Raw genomic sequence first — 18555 nt, 5'->3', positions numbered from 1 at the left:
GTCGCCTGAAGCGGAACCCGCTTTCTCGGAGCCTATGGCCTGTGTGGTGGATCATGCGGCAGCCGCGGGACCCGGCACGCCCATGTGCGCTGATCAACTCGCCGGCAGGTCGAGCGTGCAGGTCTCCCCGGGCGCGACGGTCACTGCCCGGTCGGCCAGCACCACGCGGATCGGCGATTCCTCCGAGTCGGGCACACCGATCTCCAGCTGCCCTCTCCGGCGCCGTACGGCGACACCCCAGTGACCGCGGTAGCGCAGCGAGAATCCGTACTCGGACAGTGCCGGCAGGGGGACCGGGTCCAGCCACAGGGCGTCCTCGCGCGTCTCGAGTCCGGTCAGACCGCGCTGGACCAGGTCGAGGGTCCCGGCCATGGCCCCGAGATGGATGCCCTCGCCGGTCGTGCCGCCCTGGATATCGGCGATGTCCGCCTCCAGGGCCTCCTGGACGTACTTCCATGCCTCGGCTCGTCGTGCGCGGGCGAGAACCAGGCCGTGGACGAGCCCGCTGAGCGTGGAGCCGTGGCTGGTGCGCTGGAGGTAGTAGTCGACGGTCCGGCGCCAGACGTCGTCGTCCAGTTCGTACCCGAGGCGCCGGAACAGATCCCGCAGCTCGGCGGGCGAGAAGAGATAGCCGAGCATGAGGACGTCGGCCTGCTTGGACGCCTTGTAGCGGGTGACCGTGTCGCCCTCGGCCTCCAGGATCCGGTCCAGGCGCCGGATGCTGTCGTAGCGCGCCCGGTAGGCGTCCCAGTCCAGCTCGGCGAGGTCGCCGTAGCCCTCGAACTGGCTGATGACGCCTTGGTGGAACGGCACCCTCAACCGCCGGGACACCTCCTCCCACTTCGGGAGTTCGTCGCCGGCCAGCCGAACGCGTTCGAACAGTTCCTCGCGGCGCCAGGCGGGAAGGCGCCGCAGGAGGTCCAGGGCACGGGTGAGGACCCAGGCGGCGGTGACATTGGTGTACGTGTTGTCGTCCAGCCCCGGCGTGGTGGCCCCCGGGTAGCCGTCGTGGTATTCGTCGGGGCCGACGACGCCGCGGATGCGGAAGCGGCCTGTGCCGTCGTCGAAGTCGGCGAGGTCCGCCCAGAAGCGGGCGATCTGCAGCAGCATCTCCGCGCCCTTGGTGTGCAGGTACTCCGTGTCGCCGGTGGCCTCGCAGTACTGCCACACGTTGTAGGCGACTGCCGAGCCCACGTGGTGCTGAAGCCGGGAGTGGTCGGGCAGCCAGCGCCCCGAGTGCGGGTTGAGATGCCACACCTGAGTCTCCTCGCGGCCGTCGCTGCCGCTCTGCCACGGGTACATCGCCCCGGCCCGGCCGATGGCGGCGGCCGTCCGGCACGCTCGTGGGAGGCGTCGGTAGCGGTAGTTCAGCAGCGCCCGGGACACCTCCGGGAAGTGCAGGTTGAGATACGGCAGTACGAACAGTTCGTCCCAGAACACGTGGCCCCGGTACGCCTCACCGTGCAGGCCCCGGGCCGGCACTCCCACGTCCAGGTCCGCGGTGTGCGGCGAGAGCGTCTGCAGGACGTGGAAGAGGTGCAGGCGCAGGACGCGGCCGGCCCGGCCGGGCACCTGGATGTCCGCGCGCCGCCACAACCGCTCCCACGCGGCGACGTGGGAGTCCAGCAGCTCCGAGATGCCCCCCGCCGTGGACACTCGGTCGAGTGCGGCCTCGAGCGGGTCGCTGATCGCCGTGTCGCGGGAGGTGAACAGCGCCACTGTCTTCTCCACGTCGACGGGTCGGCCCGGAGCGATCGGGACCACCAAGCGGTGGACGGCACGGCGCCGGGCGGGACGCAGCTCCGAAGAGGCCGCGGACCGGCCGGCGACGACCGTCCGGGCCGCCATGGCTACACCGATGCCCGAGGCGCTGGTGCGGCAGCTCAGCCAGACCGTGTCGGGCTCCTGTGCCCCCGTCCGCACACGGGTCAGATGGCTCCCGTTGAGGGCGCGGTAGCGGTGCACATTGCCGTTGATCACGTCACCGTCGAGGCAGGACTGGATCTCGATCTCCCCCGACCAGTCCTCGGGCGTGAAGACCGTCCGCAGGGCCGCCAGGTGAGGGTCCCTCATGTGCACCAGGCGGGTCTGCCGGACGCCGAGCACGCCCACATCGTCGTCCCGGAAACGAAGCGTGCGGGTGAGCGTGGCCCGGCGCAGGTCCAGGACGTGCCGGTAGTCCAGTAGCGCGCTCGTGTCAGGAGAGAACCACGGGCACCACGCTCCCCCGGCGCGGCGCACACGGAACCGCAGAAGCAGCCAGTTCGGAAGATTGACCAGGTCCTCGTTCACCGCGTGCCGCCCCGCCACGGTCGACTCCAGGCGGTTGTAGCACCCGGCGACGTAGGTCCCCGGGTAGTGCACCAGGCCCGCCCGGCACTCGGGCGCCGCGCCACGCGTGGCGAAGTAGCCGTTGCCCAGCGTGCAGAGTGATTCACGCAACCGCTCGGCCGTAGGGTCGTAGCCCTCGTACTCCCATGTCCAGTCCGACAACCCGCGCCCTCCCCTCCTCGCTCGACGAGATGTGCAGGAGCGTGAGACGCCCGCCGGATCAGGCCCGCTGCGGGACGACGGCCACCGGGCACTCGGCGTGATGCAACAGGGCGTGGGCGACCCTGCCGAGTTGCAGACCGAAGTGACCGTGCCGCCTCAACGCGCCCACGACCACCAGGTCGGCCTCGGCCGAGGCATCCAGGAGGGCTTTGTGTGCGGGGCCTTCGACCGCTTGGCGATGCACATCGACCTGCGGATGATCCCGTACGGCGTCGCGCAGTGCGTCGGTGAGGAGCGCGGAGGCCCGTTCCTCGTGGGCACCGGCGGCGTCGTCCGCGACCAGGGGGTGGTCCACGTGCTCATGGGCGGGGCGGCGCCAGGCCCGTACCGCGTGCAGGGCGCTGCCGCGCGCCTCGGCCTCGCGGAAGGCGAACCGCACAGCGGCCGATCCCTCGGTCGAATCGCCGACGCCGACCATCACCTTGCCGAAGGTGCCCTGCTGGTTGCGCTCCCCGCCGCGGACCACGAAGACGGGGCACACCGCACGGGCGGCCACCGCGAGGCTGACCGACCCCAGCAGCAACCCGGCGACCTCGCCGCGCCCGCGCGAGCCCACGACCAGGGCGAAGGATTCATGAGCCGCGTGCAGGAGTGTGGACACGGCGTCGTCGGGCAGCACGTCGCTCGACACCTTCACCTGTGGGTTGCGCAGTTGGGCGCGTTCCGCGCAGGACGCCGCGATGTGCTCGGCCAGAACCTCTTCGGCCGGACGGTCGGTGCTGAAGGAGGGGCGGCGTGCCTCGTACCGCTCCCACAAAGAGGCGTGGACAAGCCGCAGAGACAGCCCGAGACGCGCCGCCTCGTCCACCGCCCAGTCCACGGCCTGCAGGCTGGAGTCCGATCCGTCGACACCCACGACCAGTGGGAGTTCCATGGTCACCATCACCTTCCTGCCCCGGGCGCTGCGGGAAGTTCCTGTCAATACCGTCGCACCGCCCTGGGCCCGTCGCGACACGTGGACCGACCCTTGGCAGGGGCAACCACGCCCAGGTTGCACTGCCCCGATTTGCGACGATCGTGGAGTCAGGTGGCCGAGAGAAGGAACGGGTGCCGCTCCTGCCATCTCTGCCACGGCCGTCTCGTCGGCCGGACAGGGCCCCACTCCGCGCCGAGGTCACGGTGAAGGGAGACGATCGTGGTGGTGAGGAGCGGCGCTTTCGGCGCCCTGACCAAGAAGCATCAGGAGCAGCTCATGTCGCTGGCTCGTGAAGTGTCGTTCGCGATCGACGAGCGCATCTTCAACGAGGGCGCCAAAGCCGACCGCTTCTGGATCATCCACACGGGCACCGTCGCTCTCGACGTCCATGTTCCCGGCCGCCGGGCAGCTGTCATCGAGACCCTCGGTGCCGGGGAACTACTGGGCTGGTCCTGGCTGGTCCCTCCCCATCACTGGCATTTGGGGGCCCAGGCCACCAGCCCGGTGCGCGCCTACGAGTTCGACGCGGCCGCGGTCAGTGAGCTGTGCGGGAAGGACCCGGAACTGAGGCAGGAACTGTTGGCCTATGTCGCCGCAGTGATCGCGGGGCGGCTCAGGTCCGCGCGGGTTCGGCTGCTCGACCTGTACGCGCCCTACGGCGCGGGCGAGGTGCCCTGACGAGGCGAGACGAGGTGGTTCGCGGTGCCCGAGACCCCGCACATCGTGAGCGATGTGATGACCCAGACGGTCGTGGCCGTGGGACGCGACGCGCCTTTCAAGGAGATCGTCCGGACCATGGAGCAGTGGAAGGTGAGTGCCATGCCGGTCCTGGAGGGTGAAGGGCGCGTCATCGGCGTGGTGTCCGAGGCCGACCTGCTGCCCAAGGAGGAGTTCCGCGACAGCGACCCGAACCTCTTCGAGCAGCGCCTGCGCCTGTCCGACGTCGCCAAGGCCGGGGGCGTGACGGCGGAGGACCTCATGAGCACCCCCGCTGTCACGGTCCACCCCGACGCCACCTTGGCCCAGGCCGCCAGGATCATGGCCGTCCGGCACGTCAAGCGGCTGCCCGTGGTCGACGAAGTGGGCATGCTCCAGGGCATCGTCAGCCGTGCCGATCTGCTGAAGGTCTTCCTCCGGTCGGACGAGGACATCGAGGAGGAGGTCCGCCGCACCGTGGTGTCCTACCTCTTCCCGGCCTTCAGCCACGCCATCCACGTGAACGTGCACGAGGGAATCGTCACCCTCCGCGGACACATCCGCGACACCTCGCTCATCTCGGTCGCCGTGCGCCTCGTGCGCGCCGTGGAGGGCGTCGTGGACGTCGAGCCGCAGCTCACCGGCCAGTCAGCCGGTCCGGACGGGCCCGAGGACGGTCAGTGACCCGTGTACCGGCCGCCGCCCGGCACCGACCGGCTGCGGTCCCTCGGGCAGGTCAGGGCCGGATGTCGAGGACCTCCGCCACTGGCCGGCGCGGCGTGCGGGGGCCTTTGGGGCCGTATCCCAGGCGCAGCAGCATCTGCGTGTAGCCCGTCCCGGTGACCGGATCACGCAGCGGCCAGCGCAGGTCCGTCCATTCGAGGGGCTGGGTGGCGAAGGAGCTGGACAGGCCCTCCAGGGTGGCCAGCAGCAGGACGCGTTCCATGGCCTGGCCGGCGCGCAGCCAGTCCTCCGGACGGTCGTGGCTCGTGCTGACCAGGGCTACCTGAGGGCTCTCTTCGAAGTCTGCGGCGTCCCGTCCCGCCACCTGCCGCGTGCCCGCGAAGTCCCGCATGGGAGCTTTGCCCCCGCGCTTGCGCGGCCCGAAGGCGTATTCCGGGACTCCGTCGTCGGTCATGTTCGCCGATGGAGCGTCGATACGGGTCCATTCGGCCAGGTCCTGGTCGCTGCCGCGGTCGGTGAGGTTGCGCGCCTCGGCTTCCCGGACCATCTCCAGCACCTCGTGCAGATGCCATGAGGTGGGGAACGTCAGCTCGGCTCCCTCACGCCGGGCGGCCTCGCTGAGCGCCTCCCGCACGGCATCGGGAATCTCCGTATCGTCGAACGGGAAGCGGCTGCTGTGCCGTTCGTGGATCGCCGGATACAGCGCGCCGAGGCCGTTCTCCCCGATTCCGGGTGCGGTCAGCCGCACGCTCGCGAGGAGCGCCGGATCGGACGGGTCGTGCAGCAGCCGGGTCTCCGGATGCCAGCCCTCGTGGGCCACGGCGACCCGCAGGTTCAGCAGGGCGGCGCCGCAGCCGATGTGAAGGCCGCGGGTACGGGGGTCGGAGCGGGGCATGGCACGCTCGAAGTCGGCGCGCATCTCGAACGTGCGGCTGCGCCGGACGTAGCGGAAGCGCCAGGGCTGTGCGTTGTGCATCGACGGGGCGGCGGCAGCGTCGTGGACCAGGTCCGTCAGGCGCTCGTCGGACGGTTCTTGTCCGCTCACCGGAGTCTCCTCTCGCGGATCAGCGGCAGGCCAGGAGGGGGCCGGTCCTGCGGTGGCTCACTCGTCGGCAGGAGTGATGCGCCGGCCCGAGAGGCTCGCGGGCCGGATCGACACCCACATCTCGCGTTCACCGCCTGCCCAGGGCGTGGTGTGCGCGCGTCGGGTGAGCCCGTGCACGGCGTCGGGCTCCGTGACGACGTGCGCCGGGCCGACTGCCAGCACACTCCAGCCTTGACTCATGGCCTCGTCCACATGGTCCACTTCGAAGGCGACTTCCTTCCCCACGGCCGCTGCCGGCACCGAGCCGGGCGCCGTCCGGAAAACGATCGCGTCGTCTACGACCTCGTAGTTGACCGGGACCACCGCCGGGCGACCGTCGGACGCCGGGAGCGCGATGCGCCCCACACCGTGCGTGGACAGCAGAGTGCGGCACTCCTGCGGGCTGAGATCCCTCAGCCGCGGGTGCAGGAGCGCCTGGCCTTGGCCGGGAGGCAGATCGATGCCACCCCCGCGCAGGGCAGCGACGGTGGTGCCCAGCGCGTCGGCCAGCCTGACGAGAGTGCCCAGACTCGGGTCGGCGGGCTGTTCCTCCAGGTACGCCAGGTAGTCGGGCGACATGCGGGCGCGGCCGGCCGTTTCTCCCCGGCTGAGCCCACTCCTGTGGCGTTCCGCGGCCACGCGCCGACCGATGTCGCCAGGGTTGGGAGTCCCGGTCGGCGGGGCTGCCGCGGAGACGGGCCCCGGGTCGACCGTGTCCGGCTGGGAAGCCCCCTGGGGAGTCCCGGGCTGCTGTCCGTGCTCGATGTGGCGGAGGTGCGCGTCGGGGCCGGGGAACACGAGCGTCACTTCATTCGTGTCCGACCAGCGCACGTCGTAGGGAGGTGTTCCGTCGTCGTGGTGGAGTCCGACGATCTCGCCGTCGCGCCTGGTGGCGCCGGTCGCCGGGCTTTCGATGACGAGTTGGTCGCCGAGGTGAGCTCGCATGATCGCCGCCCTCTCCTCAGAATGGGTGTTGTAACCAACGTGCCACGCGCGACAGGCCACCGCATGGGCCGACCGGTCCCCATCCGCAGTTGTGGGCCGAGATGACCGACTGTCACGTACCGGATGGGAGCCGACATGCGTCACCGAACGGTCGGGGAACTCATGACCCGGGACGTCGTCCGGGCGCGGCGTGACACGCCGTTCAAGGAGATCGCCAGGCTGCTGGCGGAGAACGACGTCACCGCCGTACCCGTCGTGGACGATCTGGACCGTCCCGCGGGTGTGGTGTCGGAGGCCGATCTGCTGCGCAAGAGCGCCGACCGGACCGACCCCTCCGGTCGAAGCCCGGTTCCACACCTCGAGGCATGGGAGCGGGCCAAGGCGGAGGGGGCCCGCGCCGAGGACCTGATGTCGGCTCCCGCGGTGTGCGCACGTCCGGAGTGGAACGGGTACTTGCCGGGCCCCGGACGTGTCCCGGTGACTGGCCCCGCAGCCGGCTCAGTGCGGTAGTCGACTGCCAGATGCGGCGGGTGCGCCGCGTGCCTTGGCTTGCTTGCCGGCGTCGGTCACAAGCGCCAGGCGACGGACGGACGGGTGCTCGGCCGGGACGCCCCCACGCCCTCGATGTCGCGCTCGGCGATGTCCAGCAGTTGCTGGGCGAGTTCTCGCATGGCCCGGCCCGCCGCCAGTTCGTCGCCGATCTCCGGCACGTTCGGGTCCGCCGGATGACGGTGCGCGGTTCCATGGCCGGTGAGCTCCGTGGTGCCGGTGTCCAGCACCACATGTGCCTTCGTCGCTCCCTCGTCATCCTCGAAAAGGCGGAGACGAACCTTCCATTCCACCGTATGTGACATCACTTTCCTCCTCACTGCGATCCGGATGCGGCCGTCATGGACTCGCAGGCCGTGCGTAGGGAGCCGACGTCTGTTCGTCGATGTGGCGCCGGACGCGGCGGGCGAGTGCGCTCAGGTGTTCGGAGGCCGTGGCGCGGGGCGCGACCGGGTTCCGTATCCGGCGGGCGGCCGGTGGCAGACCGGCCAGGTCGGCGGCGAGTCTCTCCCGGCAGGCGTCGAGCGTGGTCCTGCCGCCGGTGCGCTGCCCACCACGCATCACCGTCTCCAGCAGCGGGCTGCCGTCGCCGGGCGACTGCTCGTCGGCGAGACGGATCACGTCGGCGTATGCCGTGCGGCGGAACACCTGCTTGGGGCCGGGTGCGGTCGCTTTCGCCGACGACAGCTTCATCACCGGGCGCCCGTCGTACTCCACCATCTTGTACGCGGAGTCCAGGTACGGGGCGTCGGCCGAGACCCCGACCCGGGTCCCGACGGCGTAGGTGTCGATCGGCGCGCCGGAGCGGACCAGGTCGTCCACGGCGTACTCGTCGAGACCCCCGCTGGCGATGACCCGTACCTCGGGCAGGCCGACGCTGTCGAGGATGGAGCGTGCCCGGGCCGCCAGGGCACCGAGGTCGCCGCTGTCCAGCCGTACGGCCGAGCCGGGACCGCGGTCCAGGTCCCGCAGGACGCGCGCCGCGACGCGGACGCCCTCCTCGGTGTCGTAGGTGTCCACCAGCAACGTCACGGGGCCGGGGTGGCAGCGTGCGAACGCGCGGAACGCTTCTTCCTCCGTGGCGAACGCCTCAATGTAGGAGTGGGCCATCGTGCCGACGGCGGGGATGCCGAGAGCCGTGGCCGCGGCCACGTTGCTGGTGCCGGCGAAGCCGGCCATCGCACCGAGCCGGGCGGCCTGGAACCCGGCCTGCGGGCCGTGGGCGCGCCGCAGGGAGAAGTCCACGACCGGATGCCCGGCCGCCGCGAGCACACAACGCGCTGCCTTCGAGGCGATGGCCGTCTGGTGGCTGAGCTGGTTGAGCACGTACGTTTCGACCAATTGCGCCTGTGGAAGCGGCGCGGTCACCTCCAGCAGCGGCTCGCCCGCGAGCACGATCCGGCCCTCCGGCACGGCCCGCACGTCACCCGTGAACTCCAGGCCGAGCAGGGGCTGCAGATCCCGCGGCGGCCGGTGCAGCGCGGAAGCGAAGGCGTCGATGTCCTCGGGGCCCACTCGGAGACCGGACAGGTAGTCCAGGGCCGACTCCAGCCCCGCGGCGACCAGAAAGCCCCGTTCAGGAGGAAGGTCGCGGACGAAGAGGCTGAAGGTGGCCGGGCCGGTCATCCCCTCCCGCAGGTAGGACATGGCCATCGTCACCTCGTACAAATCGGTGGTCATCGCTTCGGACATCGACGTCGCCTCCTCGTGCACGTCCGGTCTCCGCCCGTCACCGGCGGAAGCGCTCGGACCACAGGGGCTCCACCAGGTCCCACTCGGTGTCCCAGTGCGCGTACCTTCTCCGGTCCAGCACGCGGCGCGTGCCTGCACGCGCCGCGAAGAAGCCGCCGACCACTCCGACCGCGGCCATGCCGCCCACGAACCAGCCGTTGGTCCTCGCAGTGAGCGTCGTCATCGGCGGGCTGGTGATGGTTCCCTGCCGGTCCAGCCACACCGGCACGGTGGCCCCCTCGGGCGTTCCCGACTTCACGAGGGTCGTTCCCGTCCGGACCTTGCCGTTGTCGTCGGTCCAGCGGACCTGCGCCTGTTGCTTCCCGTCCGTGGTGACGCCCTTGACGTTCGACGTCAGCCGGGCGGTGACCTCCTGCCGTTCCGCCGACTGGGCTTGCACGGTGCGCATCGACGACTCGTACGCCGTCAGCCCCGCGCTGAGCGCTGCCACCGGCAGTCCGAGGACCAGGATGAGCATCAGGAAGCGGCGGATCCAGGTTTCGATCCTGTCGGACGGACGGATCAAGGGGTTCGTCCCCTTCGGCGACGGTTCCCCTCGCGACGGAGATGGACCGGACGCATACGGCGAATCCTGTGCACTCATCAGTCGGCCTCCAGCAAGTCGCTGGTCCCGTTTCCCCACCGCTTGGTCCCACCGTCGGACAGCAGCGGACTTCGGTCACAGGGCCGAAGGTCCCTGTCGGGCCGGCTTCCGGCCTCGATGCGGCCGACCCATGGACGTGGTCCGTCCCTGCCGATCGCGGTCATATCCGGGGAACGACCGCGATCGGGCACGGCGCGTGATGCAGGAGCGCGTGGTTGGTCAGGCCCAGTTGCAGCCCCAGGTGCCCTTGTCGTCTGCGGGCGCCGACGACCAGCAGATCCGCCTCCGACGCGGCTTCCAGCAGTGCCTGGCGTGCCGGTCCCTCGATCACCCGTCGGCTCACCTGAGCGTCGTGGTATTGCTCCTCCGGGGTGCGCAGGGCGTCGTCGAGCACCTGCGCCGGCGACCGGCGGTGGGCTTCCAGGGCGTACCACGAAGGGGCCTGAGCTGGGGTGAGGGCACCCAACGGTGTGCTCCAGGCATGCACGGCGACCAGCCGGCAGCGCCGCACCTGGGCCTCGCGGAGGGCGAACTGCACGGCCGTACCGCTGCCCTCGCCCTCCTCGACACCTACGACCACACTTTCGAAGCGGTCATTCCGGTGCTCCGCCGCGCCGCGGACCACGACGACCGGGCAGTCCGAGCGTGCCGCTACGGCGAGGCTGACCGACCCCAGGAGCATCCCGGCGAGGTCTCCGAGCCCTCGGGAGCCGAGCACCAGCGCGAAGGCGTTGCGTCCCTTGTCGACCAGGGCGGAGGCCGCGTCGTCGTGCAGTACCTCGCTCGACAGCCGCACCGTGGGCGCTCCCTTGACGGCACGTTCCGAGGCGTGACCGATGACGTCGGACACCTCGTGATCCCGCGGCGCCGCGTGCAGGAGGTGGAGTGGCACTCCGTGCCGGACCGCCTCGTCGGCGGCCCAGTCCACCGCCTCCAGGCTCGCCTCGGACCCGTCGACGCCGACCACCAGGGGAATCGTCATCGCCCCTGCCTCCTCTCCGGCCGGCCCGCCTCCGGTCCCCTCCCTTGCGGGTGCACATGCGCCGCGGAAGGGATTGCGGTACTCCTCGAATGAGGAACGCGCCACGCTCGGCATGTCGGCCACATCCGAACAGTCCGGCAACATTCGAACAGTCCGGCGATCAGACTCGTCAGCCGCCATTTCCAGCTTGCTATGAGACGGAGGCCGCTGCCATGCAACCAGTCCTCACCGTGGGCCTCGACGGTTCACCCGAGAGCCTTGCGGCCGCCCGCTGGGCGGCCGACGAGGCCGAGAAGCGCAAGCTCACCCTGCGCCTGCTGCACGCGTGGCCGCAGCTGGCGCCGGAACCGGCCCGCGTCCCCTCCGAAGTCGATCAGAACTACTGGGCAAAGCGTCTCGTCCACACCGCACAGGCGGAGCTTCAGGCGCGCCATCCAGGCCTGTCCGTCATCGGGAGCCTGGTCGCCGAAGACGCCGAGAACGCTCTGGTGCAAGCGGCCTCGGAGTCCGAGGCGCTCGTGCTCGGTTCACGAGGGCTGGAGTCTGTCGCCAGTTACTTCCTTGGCGACGTCAGCATGCCGGTCGTGGCACGGGCCCAGCGACCGGTGGTGCTGGTCCGCGCCGGCACCGGGGAGGAGGGACCGGTCCCGGCACCCGGGAGCCGCGTGGTCGTGGCACTGAAGTTGCGCGATTCATCGGACAGTCTGCTGGACTTCGCCTTCCACACGGCTGCGGCCAGGGGCGTGCCTCTTCTGGCCGTCCACGGCCGAAGCGTGCCACTCCATGCCCGCGTGCCCTGGGGTGTGGACCACGACGTCACCGAGGAGATGAAGCGGGACGCCCAGAAGCACCTGAGCATGGCGCTCCGACCCTGGCGTGAAAAGTATCCGCAGGTGGACGTGGCCGACAGCATCCGTTTGGCAAGCCCGTCCAAGGCCGTCGTACAGGCTGCCGAAGGTGCCGTGCTGCTGGTCGTCGGCCGACGCGAACACCGTCTGGCGCCGCACCTGGGTCCCGTCGCCCAGGCCGCCATCCACCATGGGCGCTGCCCCGTCGCCGTCGTCCCTCATGACTGAGCCTGGCCGCAGCGAGACATCGGTTCGGTCGGTGTCGCCGGACGACCCGTCAGTGCCCCGCTCCGGTGCCCGGCACCCTGGCGAGCCGCTGGCGCGCGCGGAGGTGTGCGAGACGCACACCTCCGTCGTGTTCTTCGTCGGCGGCCACGCCTACAAGCTCAAGAAGCCGGTGGATCTGGGATTTCTCGACTACACCGCGCTGGCGTCCCGCCGAGCCGCGTGCGAACGCGAAGTCACTCTCAACCGCCGCTTCGCCCCCGACGTCTACCTGGGTCTGGGCGAGATCCGCAGCCCCGACGCGGAAGCTCCCGAACCGCTCGTGGTGATGCGCCGCATGCCCGCGGATCGCCGCCTCTCCCGACTTGTACGCGAAGGGGCCGCCGTCGACGACATCCTGCGGGGCCTCGCCCGGCAGGTCGCGACGTGGCACGCGGAGGCCCCCCGCGGCCTGGACGTGGACGAACAGGGCACGCGGGATGCGCTGTCGTCCCGTTGGGAGGCCAGTTTCGAGCAGGTCCGCGCGCTGGCCGCCGGCGGCTTCATGCCCGAAGGCGTTGCGGAGGTGGAGCGGCTTGTGCGCCGCTATCTTGCCGGGCGCGAGCGTTTGTTCGCCTCACGTATCGAGCAGGGGCGGGTGGTGGACGGTCACGGCGATCTGCTCGCCGAGGACGTCTTCAGCCTCGACGACGGTCCTCGCGTCCTGGACTGCCTGGAGTTCGACGACCACCTGCGCTACGTCGACGGTCTCGACGACGCCGCCTTCCTCGCCATGGACCTGGAACAGCTCGGCGCCCCGGAGGCCGCCGCGTACTTCCTCGCCCAGTACAGCGAGTACTCCGGCGACCCCGCACCCCCTTCCCTGTGGCACCACTACGTCGCCTACCGCGCGTTCGTCCGCGCCAAGGTCTCCCTGATCCAGGCACGCCAGGGCGCGCCGGACGCGGAGACGGCGTCACGACGGCTGGTCTCGACGACGCTGCGCCACCTGCGCACCTCCGCCGTGGGTCTGACGCTCGTCGGCGGGCTGCCGGGCAGCGGGAAATCCACACTCGCCGGAGCTCTGGCCGACCGGCTGGGGGTCACGCTGCTCAGCAGCGACCGCCTCCGCAAAGAGCTGGCGGGCATCCCCGCCGAGCAGCCTGCGGCCGCCGGCTACGGCGAGGGCCTGTACACCCCCGAGTGGACGGCCAGGACCTACGCCACCCTGCTCGACCGCGCTTCCGCCCTGCTGTCCTCCGGCGAGTCCGTCGTGCTGGACGCCACCTGGTCCCATGCGGGACAGCGCGAAGCGGCACTCCACACAGCCGAACGCACCAGCGCCGACCTGGTGGCCCTCCACTGCCACGTGCCGGGCGCCGTGACAACCGCCCGCCTGACCGCGCGCGCCTCCGGAATCTCCGACGCCGGCCTCGACATCGCCACCGCCATGGCGGCCAGGGAACCGCCATGGCCGGAGGCGGTCGCGGTCGATACCAGCGGCCCGCTGGACTCCGCGGTCGCCCGGGCGCTGACAGCCGTGCGCCCGTGGGGCTCCGGCCAGGCCCCGGTCTTCCGCCGCCCCTACATGGAGCCGGACTGACTGGGCGGGTGGACCCGCGCATATCCGGGACCGGCCACCGGCCGCCGGGCGCCACCAGATTCCGCGGGATGTTGCGCCGCCGACCCGGCCAGACTGACGGGCCGGTTCTCGCTGACCGGCGCAGCGGCAGCTCCATCCATGCGGTCATGAACACCGGCCGAACGACGAGACGACGGAGCCCGCCGTGCCGGCGGTCCAACGGGCTGATGATTCCGGGGCACATCGCCAACATCGGAGTGCACGGCAGGACTCCGTACGCGATGATCTCCACAGGGGCCTCCCTGTTCTGTGGGCCAGGTGCCCTTGCGGACCCGGTAGTCGTCGGACCAGCCGGGCCTGGGCGTAAGGACTCTGTCAGCACAACCCGGTGTGCCGTATGCCCAACAGCCCTCAAACACGCTCGGGCACCACAGCGACCGGACATGCGGCGTGGTGCAGCACCGTGTGGGCGACCCTGCCGAGTTGCAGTCCAAAGTGCCCCGGGTGGCGCCGTGCCCCCACGACCAGCAGCTCCGCACCCTGGGAGGCATCCAGGAGCACCTTCCGCGCGGAGCCTTCGGCCACGCGCTTGAGCAGTTCCACGTTCTCTGGGGCGTAGTGCAGCGCGGCTTCCAGCGTTTGCACCGCCCCCTCCTCATGCGCGTGCACCGGCCTTTCCCCGAGCAGCGAATGGTCGATGGCCTCGCTCGCCGGACGCCGCCAGACGCGTATGGCCTCCACAAGGGCGCCGCGTCGCTCTGCCTCCTCCAGAGCGAAGCGGACAGCGTTCGCGGTTGCCGCCTCCGCTCCGATACCCAGAACGATGCGACGGGGCGTCCCGCCCCCACCGTCGTGGCCGCCACGGACCACGATCACGGGGCAGTCGGCCCGTCCCGCTACGGTGAGGCTGACGGAACCGAGTAGCAGCTCGGCAACATCACCGCGACCGCGGGACCCCAGGACCAGCACGGATGCTTTACGTGCCTCACGCACCAGAACGGGCGTCGGCCCGTCCGGTATCACCTGGGTGGACACTTTCAGATCAGGTACCCGCTTCCGGGCACGTTCGTGTGCGGCCGCTACGAAGACACCATTGAGGATCTGCTCCGACCTGTCTCCTCCAGTGGCGAAGACGGCGCGTTCGTACCGCTCCCACAGCGAGGCGTACACCACCCGCAGCGGCAGCCCGCGCAGCGCCGCCTCATCGGCCGCCCAGTCCACCGCTCTCAGGCTCGACTCAGAGCCGTCCACGCCCACGATCACGGGAAGATCCATCGCTCTCACCGCCCTGCGCAAAGGCTGAAGAAAGGCTCGCCGAACGTCCGGGTCACCGCCCCCTTCATCATCCCCAACTCCTCACAGGTGTGTCAGTCGTGCGGAGCGGCAGCGCCGGGCGCGGCGGCATGACGGAGCACCGTATACATGACCTGGCCGAGGTGAAGGCCTACCGGACTGCTCGGCGCTGCGGCCACCTCGACGAGAAGGCACGGGCCACGGCTGGCGACTCTTGCCGCGGGCAGCAGGCGGATGAGCGTCTACGGGCGCAGTTCCAGCTCCACGCCCTGTACTGGCTCGGCCGCCCCGACGCGCGGCACTCGCGCTGCGCACCTGCACAGCCACCAAGTGCCGGCTTCACATGCTGTCCCTTGTCGGCCGTGGTCGCGGCCAGCTCGGTACAGCGGCGCCGTCCGGCTTTGCATGCGCGGCGGCGTGCGCTACGGCGAGCTCGGCGTTCTCCTACGGGCCGACCAGCCGACCCGGGACGCCGTGGAATGTCTCCAGCGGCGCCGGGCGGAAGGGGGTCTCCCCCGCGCGAACGGAGTTGACGGCCTGGGGAAGAACGGCGGATCGTGCGATCCCTCAGTCGCGTGAACGCGGCCCTGCCCACGCCCGCCGTCGTGACGGAACTCGTCTCCGACACCGGTGACCACGATCAGGGACGGCAGCCACGCTCCCGCTCCCCTGCTTCGGGCCGTGACCATAATGGCACTGCCCCTGGTCATGGGCGTCGCCGCTTGGTCCGCTCCCTCCGCCCGGCGCTGATCGAGGCCAGCCGCGAGTCACAGCTGGTCGTGGCCGGTGCCCGAGGTCGCGGCGGCTTCACGGGACTGCTGCTCGGCTCGGTCAGCCAGGCACTGCTGCACCACGCGCACTGCCCCGTCGCCGTAGTACGTGGCGGACAGCGGGAAAGCTGATGTGCCATGACCCTTGAGTGACGCCTGCGCGGCTGTCGACGCCGCAATACTCATGCGTGCTGCGGCACGACCGCAACAGGGCACTGGGCGTGGTGCAGGAGTGTGTGGGCCACCCGGCCGAGCTGGAGCCCGAAGTGGTCCTGCCGTCGCCACGCTCCGACGATCACGAGGTCGGCCGCGGCTGGGCGGGCCACCAGCACCTTACGGGCGGGCCCTCCACCGTCGTGCGGCGCACCCGCACGGGCGTGCGTCATCGGCTCTGGCGGCTTCCGACTCGGCGGGGCGTCAGGCGCGGCGGTGGTGTGGGCCTGCTGAGGCAGGGTCACTCCGCGCTGCGGACAACAGCGACCGGGCAATGGGCGTGGTGGAGCAGGGCCTGGCTGACGGAGCCGAGGAGCAGTCCCGTGAAGCCGCCGCGACCTCGGGCGCCTGTCACGACCAGTTGGGCGTCGTGGCTGGCGTCGATCAAGGCCGGACGGACCCGGGAGCGCACCAGGCGCCGCTCCACCGCGACCTGCGGATATACCTCCAGCCAGCGGGCCACCGCATCGTCCAGCAGGTGCTGCTCGGCTTCGCGCAGCCGCTCGGCATCCGCCACCACGGCCGTCAGCGGATCCCCGGGGCCCTCGTACGCCCGTTCGCTCCAGGTGTTCCACACGTGCAGCGCCGCCAGCGGTGCCTCGCGCAGTGCGGCCTCGGCGAACGCGAAACCGACCGCCTCCTCCCCCGCTTTGGAGCCGTCCACCGCCAGCAGCACGGGACCGGCGGGGTCCGGGCGCCCGCGCACCACCATGAGCGGGCAGTGGCCGTGGGCGGCCAGATGCACCGCGGTGGAGCCCAGCAGCAGCCCGGTGAAGCTGCTCAGCCCCCGGCTGCCGACCACCGCCAGTGCGGCGGTGCGCGACTCGATCTCCAGCACCGCGAGCGCCTCACCGGCCACGACGGACCGGGTCACCTCGATGCCCGGCGCGACGGCGTGCGCCCGTTGCTCGGCCCGGGCCAGTGCGCCCTCCACCATCGGCTCCAGACTGTGTCCGGCCGGGTTCCACGGTGGGGCACCCGACGGCAGGTGCGCGGAGGGGTGGCCGAAGGCGTGCACGACACGCAGCGGCGCCCCGCGCAGCCGCGCCTCACGGGCGGCGACATCGACCGCGTCAAGACTGGAGGCAGAGCCGTCCACCCCTACGATCACCGGATCAGTCACTGGTCTCTCCCGTCCATGACGCCGCCGACGTGCGGCCGTTCGGCTCCAGCCTCGGCGCAGTCCTCCACCCGGAACAGGGGCCATCGGGCCGTCTGAGGGGCCACTCGGCCCTGCCGACGCCGTCCCGAAGGTCGGGACACTGGCCGCCGGACCGTATGCACTGGACCGGGCACCGGCGGCGCGCCGTTGCTCGAGTGCCCGGTAACGCCTGCCGAATATCTCTCGACGGCGGGCGGCGACTACGGCCGCACCGGTATTCGGATTCATGGCTGAGCCCGGAGTGGGGCTTCGGTACGAGTTCGTCAACCACGAGGGCGACAGGGTCGGAGTCGTCGCCCAGCGCTCAGGGGACTTCGAGCCGGTGGTGTATCCCGGCGACGATCCCGACGAAGCCCGGTCGGTGCTCCGGCTCACCAGGGAGGAGGCCGACAGCGTCGCCGAGATCCTCGGCGCCCCGCGCAGCGCGGAGCGCTTCGCCGACCTGACCCGCGAGGTTCCGGGCCTGGGCGCCGAGCAGATCGAGGTGCGCCCCGGCAGCCCGTTCGCCGGCCGGGCGCTGGGGGGACACCCGGGCACGGACCCGTACGGGAGCTTCGATCGTGGCCGTGGTCCGCGGCGAGGACGTGATCGCCTCCCCCGGGCCGGACCAGACCCTGCGAGCCGGGGACGTCCTGGTGATGCTCCTGGCCGTCTGCGGACCCATCCTCACCCGTTTCGCCCCCACCCGCACCACAGCCCCGCTGCCCGCCACGGTCGCGGGGCCCGCTTCCGGACCCCACGACCGGCGCCCTCAGTGACGCTCCGTCGTGCCCCGTACCACCGCGACCGGGCAGTGCGCGTGGTGCAGGAGGGCCTGGCTGACCGACCCCAGGAGCAGCCCGGCGAAGCCGCCGCGTCCCCGTGCGCCGACCACCAGCAGCTGCGCGGACCGGCTCGCCTCGATCAGCGCCTCCCTCGTCCCGCCGTGCACCACCCGGTGTTCCACCACCACACCGGGGTGGCGCTCCTGACGGCCGGCGAGCGCCTCGGCGAGCAGCCGCTCCTCCTCCTCGGCCAGCGCTCCCGGGGGGTTCGCGTATGGCTCGGACGGATCCTGCGGGGCGGGCATCGGCGCATTCCACGTGGTCCAGGTGTGCAGCGCCACCAACGGCGCGTTCCGCAGGGCGGCCTCGGCGAAGGCGAAATCCACCGCCTTCTGCCCCGCGGCCGAGCCGTCGACGCCCAGCACGATCGGACCGTCGGCGTGCGGCTGCTCGCGCACGACGAGTACCGGACACCGGCCGTGCGCCGCCAGATGCACCGCCGTAGAGCCCACCAGCAGCCCGACGAACCCGCCCATGCCCCGTGACCCGACCACCACCAGCTCCGCGGCACGCGACTGCGCCTCGAGAACCGTCAACGGCTCACCGGTCACCACCACATGACCGACCTGGATGTCCGGCGCCACCGCCCGCGCCCGCTCGACCGCTTCGGTCACCAGGCCATCGGCCATGTTCCGCAGCCCGCCCTCCGGCGGCCCCATCGGCGACGGCCCCAACGGTACGTGCATCGCGGGCCAGACAAACGCGTGCACCACTCTCAGCCCCGCCCCGCGTGACCGCGCCTCCCTTGCGGCGACCTCCACTGCGGCAAGACTCGACGCCGAACCGTCCACGCCCACGACAACAAGACCACTCACCATGCCTCCTCATACAGATGGCGTTGAATGCCACCTCCAGGTTCACCCGGCCCACGCTCGGCTGGCTTTGGGCCGAGTGGCCGCCATGGGGGCCAACCGG

Annotated in this window: 18 protein-coding genes and 3 pseudogenes; 8 read left to right on the top strand and 13 right to left on the bottom strand. The window is 71.2% G+C overall.

The window, feature by feature from the left end; translation table 11 throughout:
- Window positions 1-93 precede the first annotated feature (93 nt).
- Window positions 94-2493: a glycoside hydrolase family 65 protein gene (locus tag RFN52_RS36455; RefSeq protein ID WP_184853135.1), complete on the bottom strand. Its 2400-nt coding sequence runs from the start codon at window positions 2491-2493 to the stop codon at window positions 94-96.
- A 58-nt stretch (window positions 2494-2551) separates the two neighbouring features.
- Window positions 2552-3427: a universal stress protein gene (locus tag RFN52_RS36450; RefSeq protein WP_184853133.1), complete on the bottom strand. Its 876-nt coding sequence runs from the start codon at window positions 3425-3427 to the stop codon at window positions 2552-2554.
- A gap of 264 nt (window positions 3428-3691) precedes the next feature.
- Between RFN52_RS36450 and RFN52_RS36445 the strand changes: the two genes are divergently transcribed.
- Window positions 3692-4147: a Crp/Fnr family transcriptional regulator gene (locus tag RFN52_RS36445; protein WP_374050229.1), complete on the top strand. Its 456-nt coding sequence runs from the start codon at window positions 3692-3694 to the stop codon at window positions 4145-4147.
- 24 nt (window positions 4148-4171) lie between these two features.
- Entirely contained in the window at window positions 4172-4849 is a 678-nt protein-coding gene (locus RFN52_RS36440; protein WP_184853131.1) for a CBS domain-containing protein, read from the top strand.
- A 52-nt stretch (window positions 4850-4901) separates the two neighbouring features.
- Here RFN52_RS36440 and RFN52_RS36435 read toward each other — a convergent pair whose 3' ends face one another.
- The gene (locus RFN52_RS36435; RefSeq protein ID WP_311241141.1) at window positions 4902-5894 is read right to left on the bottom strand and encodes an Acg family FMN-binding oxidoreductase; all 993 of its coding nucleotides are present in this window, start codon (window positions 5892-5894) and stop codon (window positions 4902-4904) included.
- Between the two features lie 57 nt (window positions 5895-5951).
- Window positions 5952-6878 (bottom strand): pyridoxamine 5'-phosphate oxidase family protein, encoded by a 927-nt coding sequence (locus RFN52_RS36430; protein WP_184853129.1) that lies wholly within the window; start codon window positions 6876-6878, stop codon window positions 5952-5954.
- 135 nt (window positions 6879-7013) lie between these two features.
- On the opposite strand from RFN52_RS36430, the pseudogene RFN52_RS36425 reads away from it, so the two are divergent.
- Window positions 7014-7325: pseudogene (locus RFN52_RS36425) on the top strand (CBS domain-containing protein); the annotation flags it as partial.
- Window positions 7326-7444: 119 nt separating this feature from the next.
- Here RFN52_RS36425 and RFN52_RS36420 read toward each other — a convergent pair.
- From RFN52_RS36420 to RFN52_RS36405, 4 genes are all read right to left on the bottom strand, one after another.
- Window positions 7445-7732 (bottom strand): DUF1876 domain-containing protein, encoded by a 288-nt coding sequence (locus RFN52_RS36420; RefSeq protein ID WP_184853127.1) that lies wholly within the window; start codon window positions 7730-7732, stop codon window positions 7445-7447.
- Window positions 7733-7766: 34 nt separating this feature from the next.
- A complete protein-coding gene (locus RFN52_RS36415; protein WP_184853125.1) occupies window positions 7767-9119 on the bottom strand; it encodes a nicotinate phosphoribosyltransferase in 1353 nt (450 codons plus the stop codon).
- A 37-nt stretch (window positions 9120-9156) separates the two neighbouring features.
- Window positions 9157-9762, bottom strand: coding sequence for an Rv1733c family protein (locus RFN52_RS36410; protein WP_184853123.1), 606 nt, complete (start codon window positions 9760-9762; stop codon window positions 9157-9159).
- Window positions 9763-9922: 160 nt separating this feature from the next.
- The gene (locus RFN52_RS36405) at window positions 9923-10744 is read right to left on the bottom strand and encodes a universal stress protein (RefSeq protein ID WP_184853121.1); all 822 of its coding nucleotides are present in this window, start codon (window positions 10742-10744) and stop codon (window positions 9923-9925) included.
- Between the two features lie 212 nt (window positions 10745-10956).
- Here RFN52_RS36405 and RFN52_RS36400 point away from each other — a divergent pair, with 212 nt between their 5' ends.
- Both RFN52_RS36400 and RFN52_RS36395 read left to right on the top strand, forming a co-directional pair.
- The gene (locus RFN52_RS36400) at window positions 10957-11820 is read left to right on the top strand and encodes a universal stress protein (RefSeq protein ID WP_184853119.1); all 864 of its coding nucleotides are present in this window, start codon (window positions 10957-10959) and stop codon (window positions 11818-11820) included.
- A gap of 103 nt (window positions 11821-11923) precedes the next feature.
- Window positions 11924-13399 (top strand): bifunctional aminoglycoside phosphotransferase/ATP-binding protein, encoded by a 1476-nt coding sequence (locus RFN52_RS36395; RefSeq protein ID WP_184854170.1) that lies wholly within the window; start codon window positions 11924-11926, stop codon window positions 13397-13399.
- A 390-nt stretch (window positions 13400-13789) separates the two neighbouring features.
- Here the strand turns inward: RFN52_RS36395 and RFN52_RS36390 are convergent, their stop codons facing one another.
- Entirely contained in the window at window positions 13790-14653 is an 864-nt protein-coding gene (locus RFN52_RS36390) for a universal stress protein (protein WP_184853117.1), read from the bottom strand.
- A 755-nt stretch (window positions 14654-15408) separates the two neighbouring features.
- Here RFN52_RS36390 and RFN52_RS36385 point away from each other — a divergent pair.
- Window positions 15409-15573: pseudogene (locus RFN52_RS36385) on the top strand (universal stress protein); the annotation flags it as partial.
- 50 nt (window positions 15574-15623) lie between these two features.
- Here the strand turns inward: RFN52_RS36385 and RFN52_RS36380 are convergent.
- Together RFN52_RS36380 and RFN52_RS36375 are read right to left on the bottom strand one after the other, a co-directional pair.
- Window positions 15624-15767 carry a universal stress protein gene (locus tag RFN52_RS36380; protein ID WP_374050196.1) on the bottom strand — a complete coding sequence of 48 codons (144 nt, stop codon included), beginning with the start codon at window positions 15765-15767 and terminating at the stop codon, window positions 15624-15626.
- A gap of 128 nt (window positions 15768-15895) precedes the next feature.
- Window positions 15896-16777 carry a universal stress protein gene (locus tag RFN52_RS36375; RefSeq protein WP_184853114.1) on the bottom strand — a complete coding sequence of 294 codons (882 nt, stop codon included), beginning with the start codon at window positions 16775-16777 and terminating at the stop codon, window positions 15896-15898.
- A gap of 265 nt (window positions 16778-17042) precedes the next feature.
- Here RFN52_RS36375 and RFN52_RS40310 point away from each other — a divergent pair.
- Window positions 17043-17177, top strand: a pseudogene (locus RFN52_RS40310) (cation:proton antiporter regulatory subunit); the annotation flags it as partial.
- Here the strand turns inward: RFN52_RS40310 and RFN52_RS36370 are convergent.
- Complete coding sequence (locus RFN52_RS36370; protein ID WP_311241139.1) at window positions 17121-17345, bottom strand: hypothetical protein; 225 nt, start codon at window positions 17343-17345, stop codon at window positions 17121-17123. The pseudogene RFN52_RS40310 and the gene RFN52_RS36370 sit on opposite strands and share 57 nt — an antisense overlap.
- A 31-nt stretch (window positions 17346-17376) precedes the next feature.
- Here RFN52_RS36370 and RFN52_RS36365 point away from each other — a divergent pair, with 31 nt between their 5' ends.
- Window positions 17377-17574, top strand: a complete 198-nt coding sequence (locus tag RFN52_RS36365) for a hypothetical protein (protein ID WP_229855983.1) — start codon at window positions 17377-17379, stop codon at window positions 17572-17574.
- Here RFN52_RS36365 and RFN52_RS36360 read toward each other — a convergent pair.
- The gene (locus RFN52_RS36360; protein ID WP_184854169.1) at window positions 17568-18455 is read right to left on the bottom strand and encodes a universal stress protein; all 888 of its coding nucleotides are present in this window, start codon (window positions 18453-18455) and stop codon (window positions 17568-17570) included. The two genes, RFN52_RS36365 and RFN52_RS36360, sit on opposite strands and share 7 nt — an antisense overlap.
- Window positions 18456-18555 lie beyond the last annotated feature (100 nt).

The sequence above is a fragment of the Streptomyces collinus genome (genome assembly GCF_031348265.1).
In the GTDB taxonomy this organism is placed as follows: Bacteria; Actinomycetota; Actinomycetes; order Streptomycetales; family Streptomycetaceae; genus Streptomyces; species Streptomyces collinus.
This window is presented reverse-complemented; position numbering and strand designations above follow the sequence as displayed.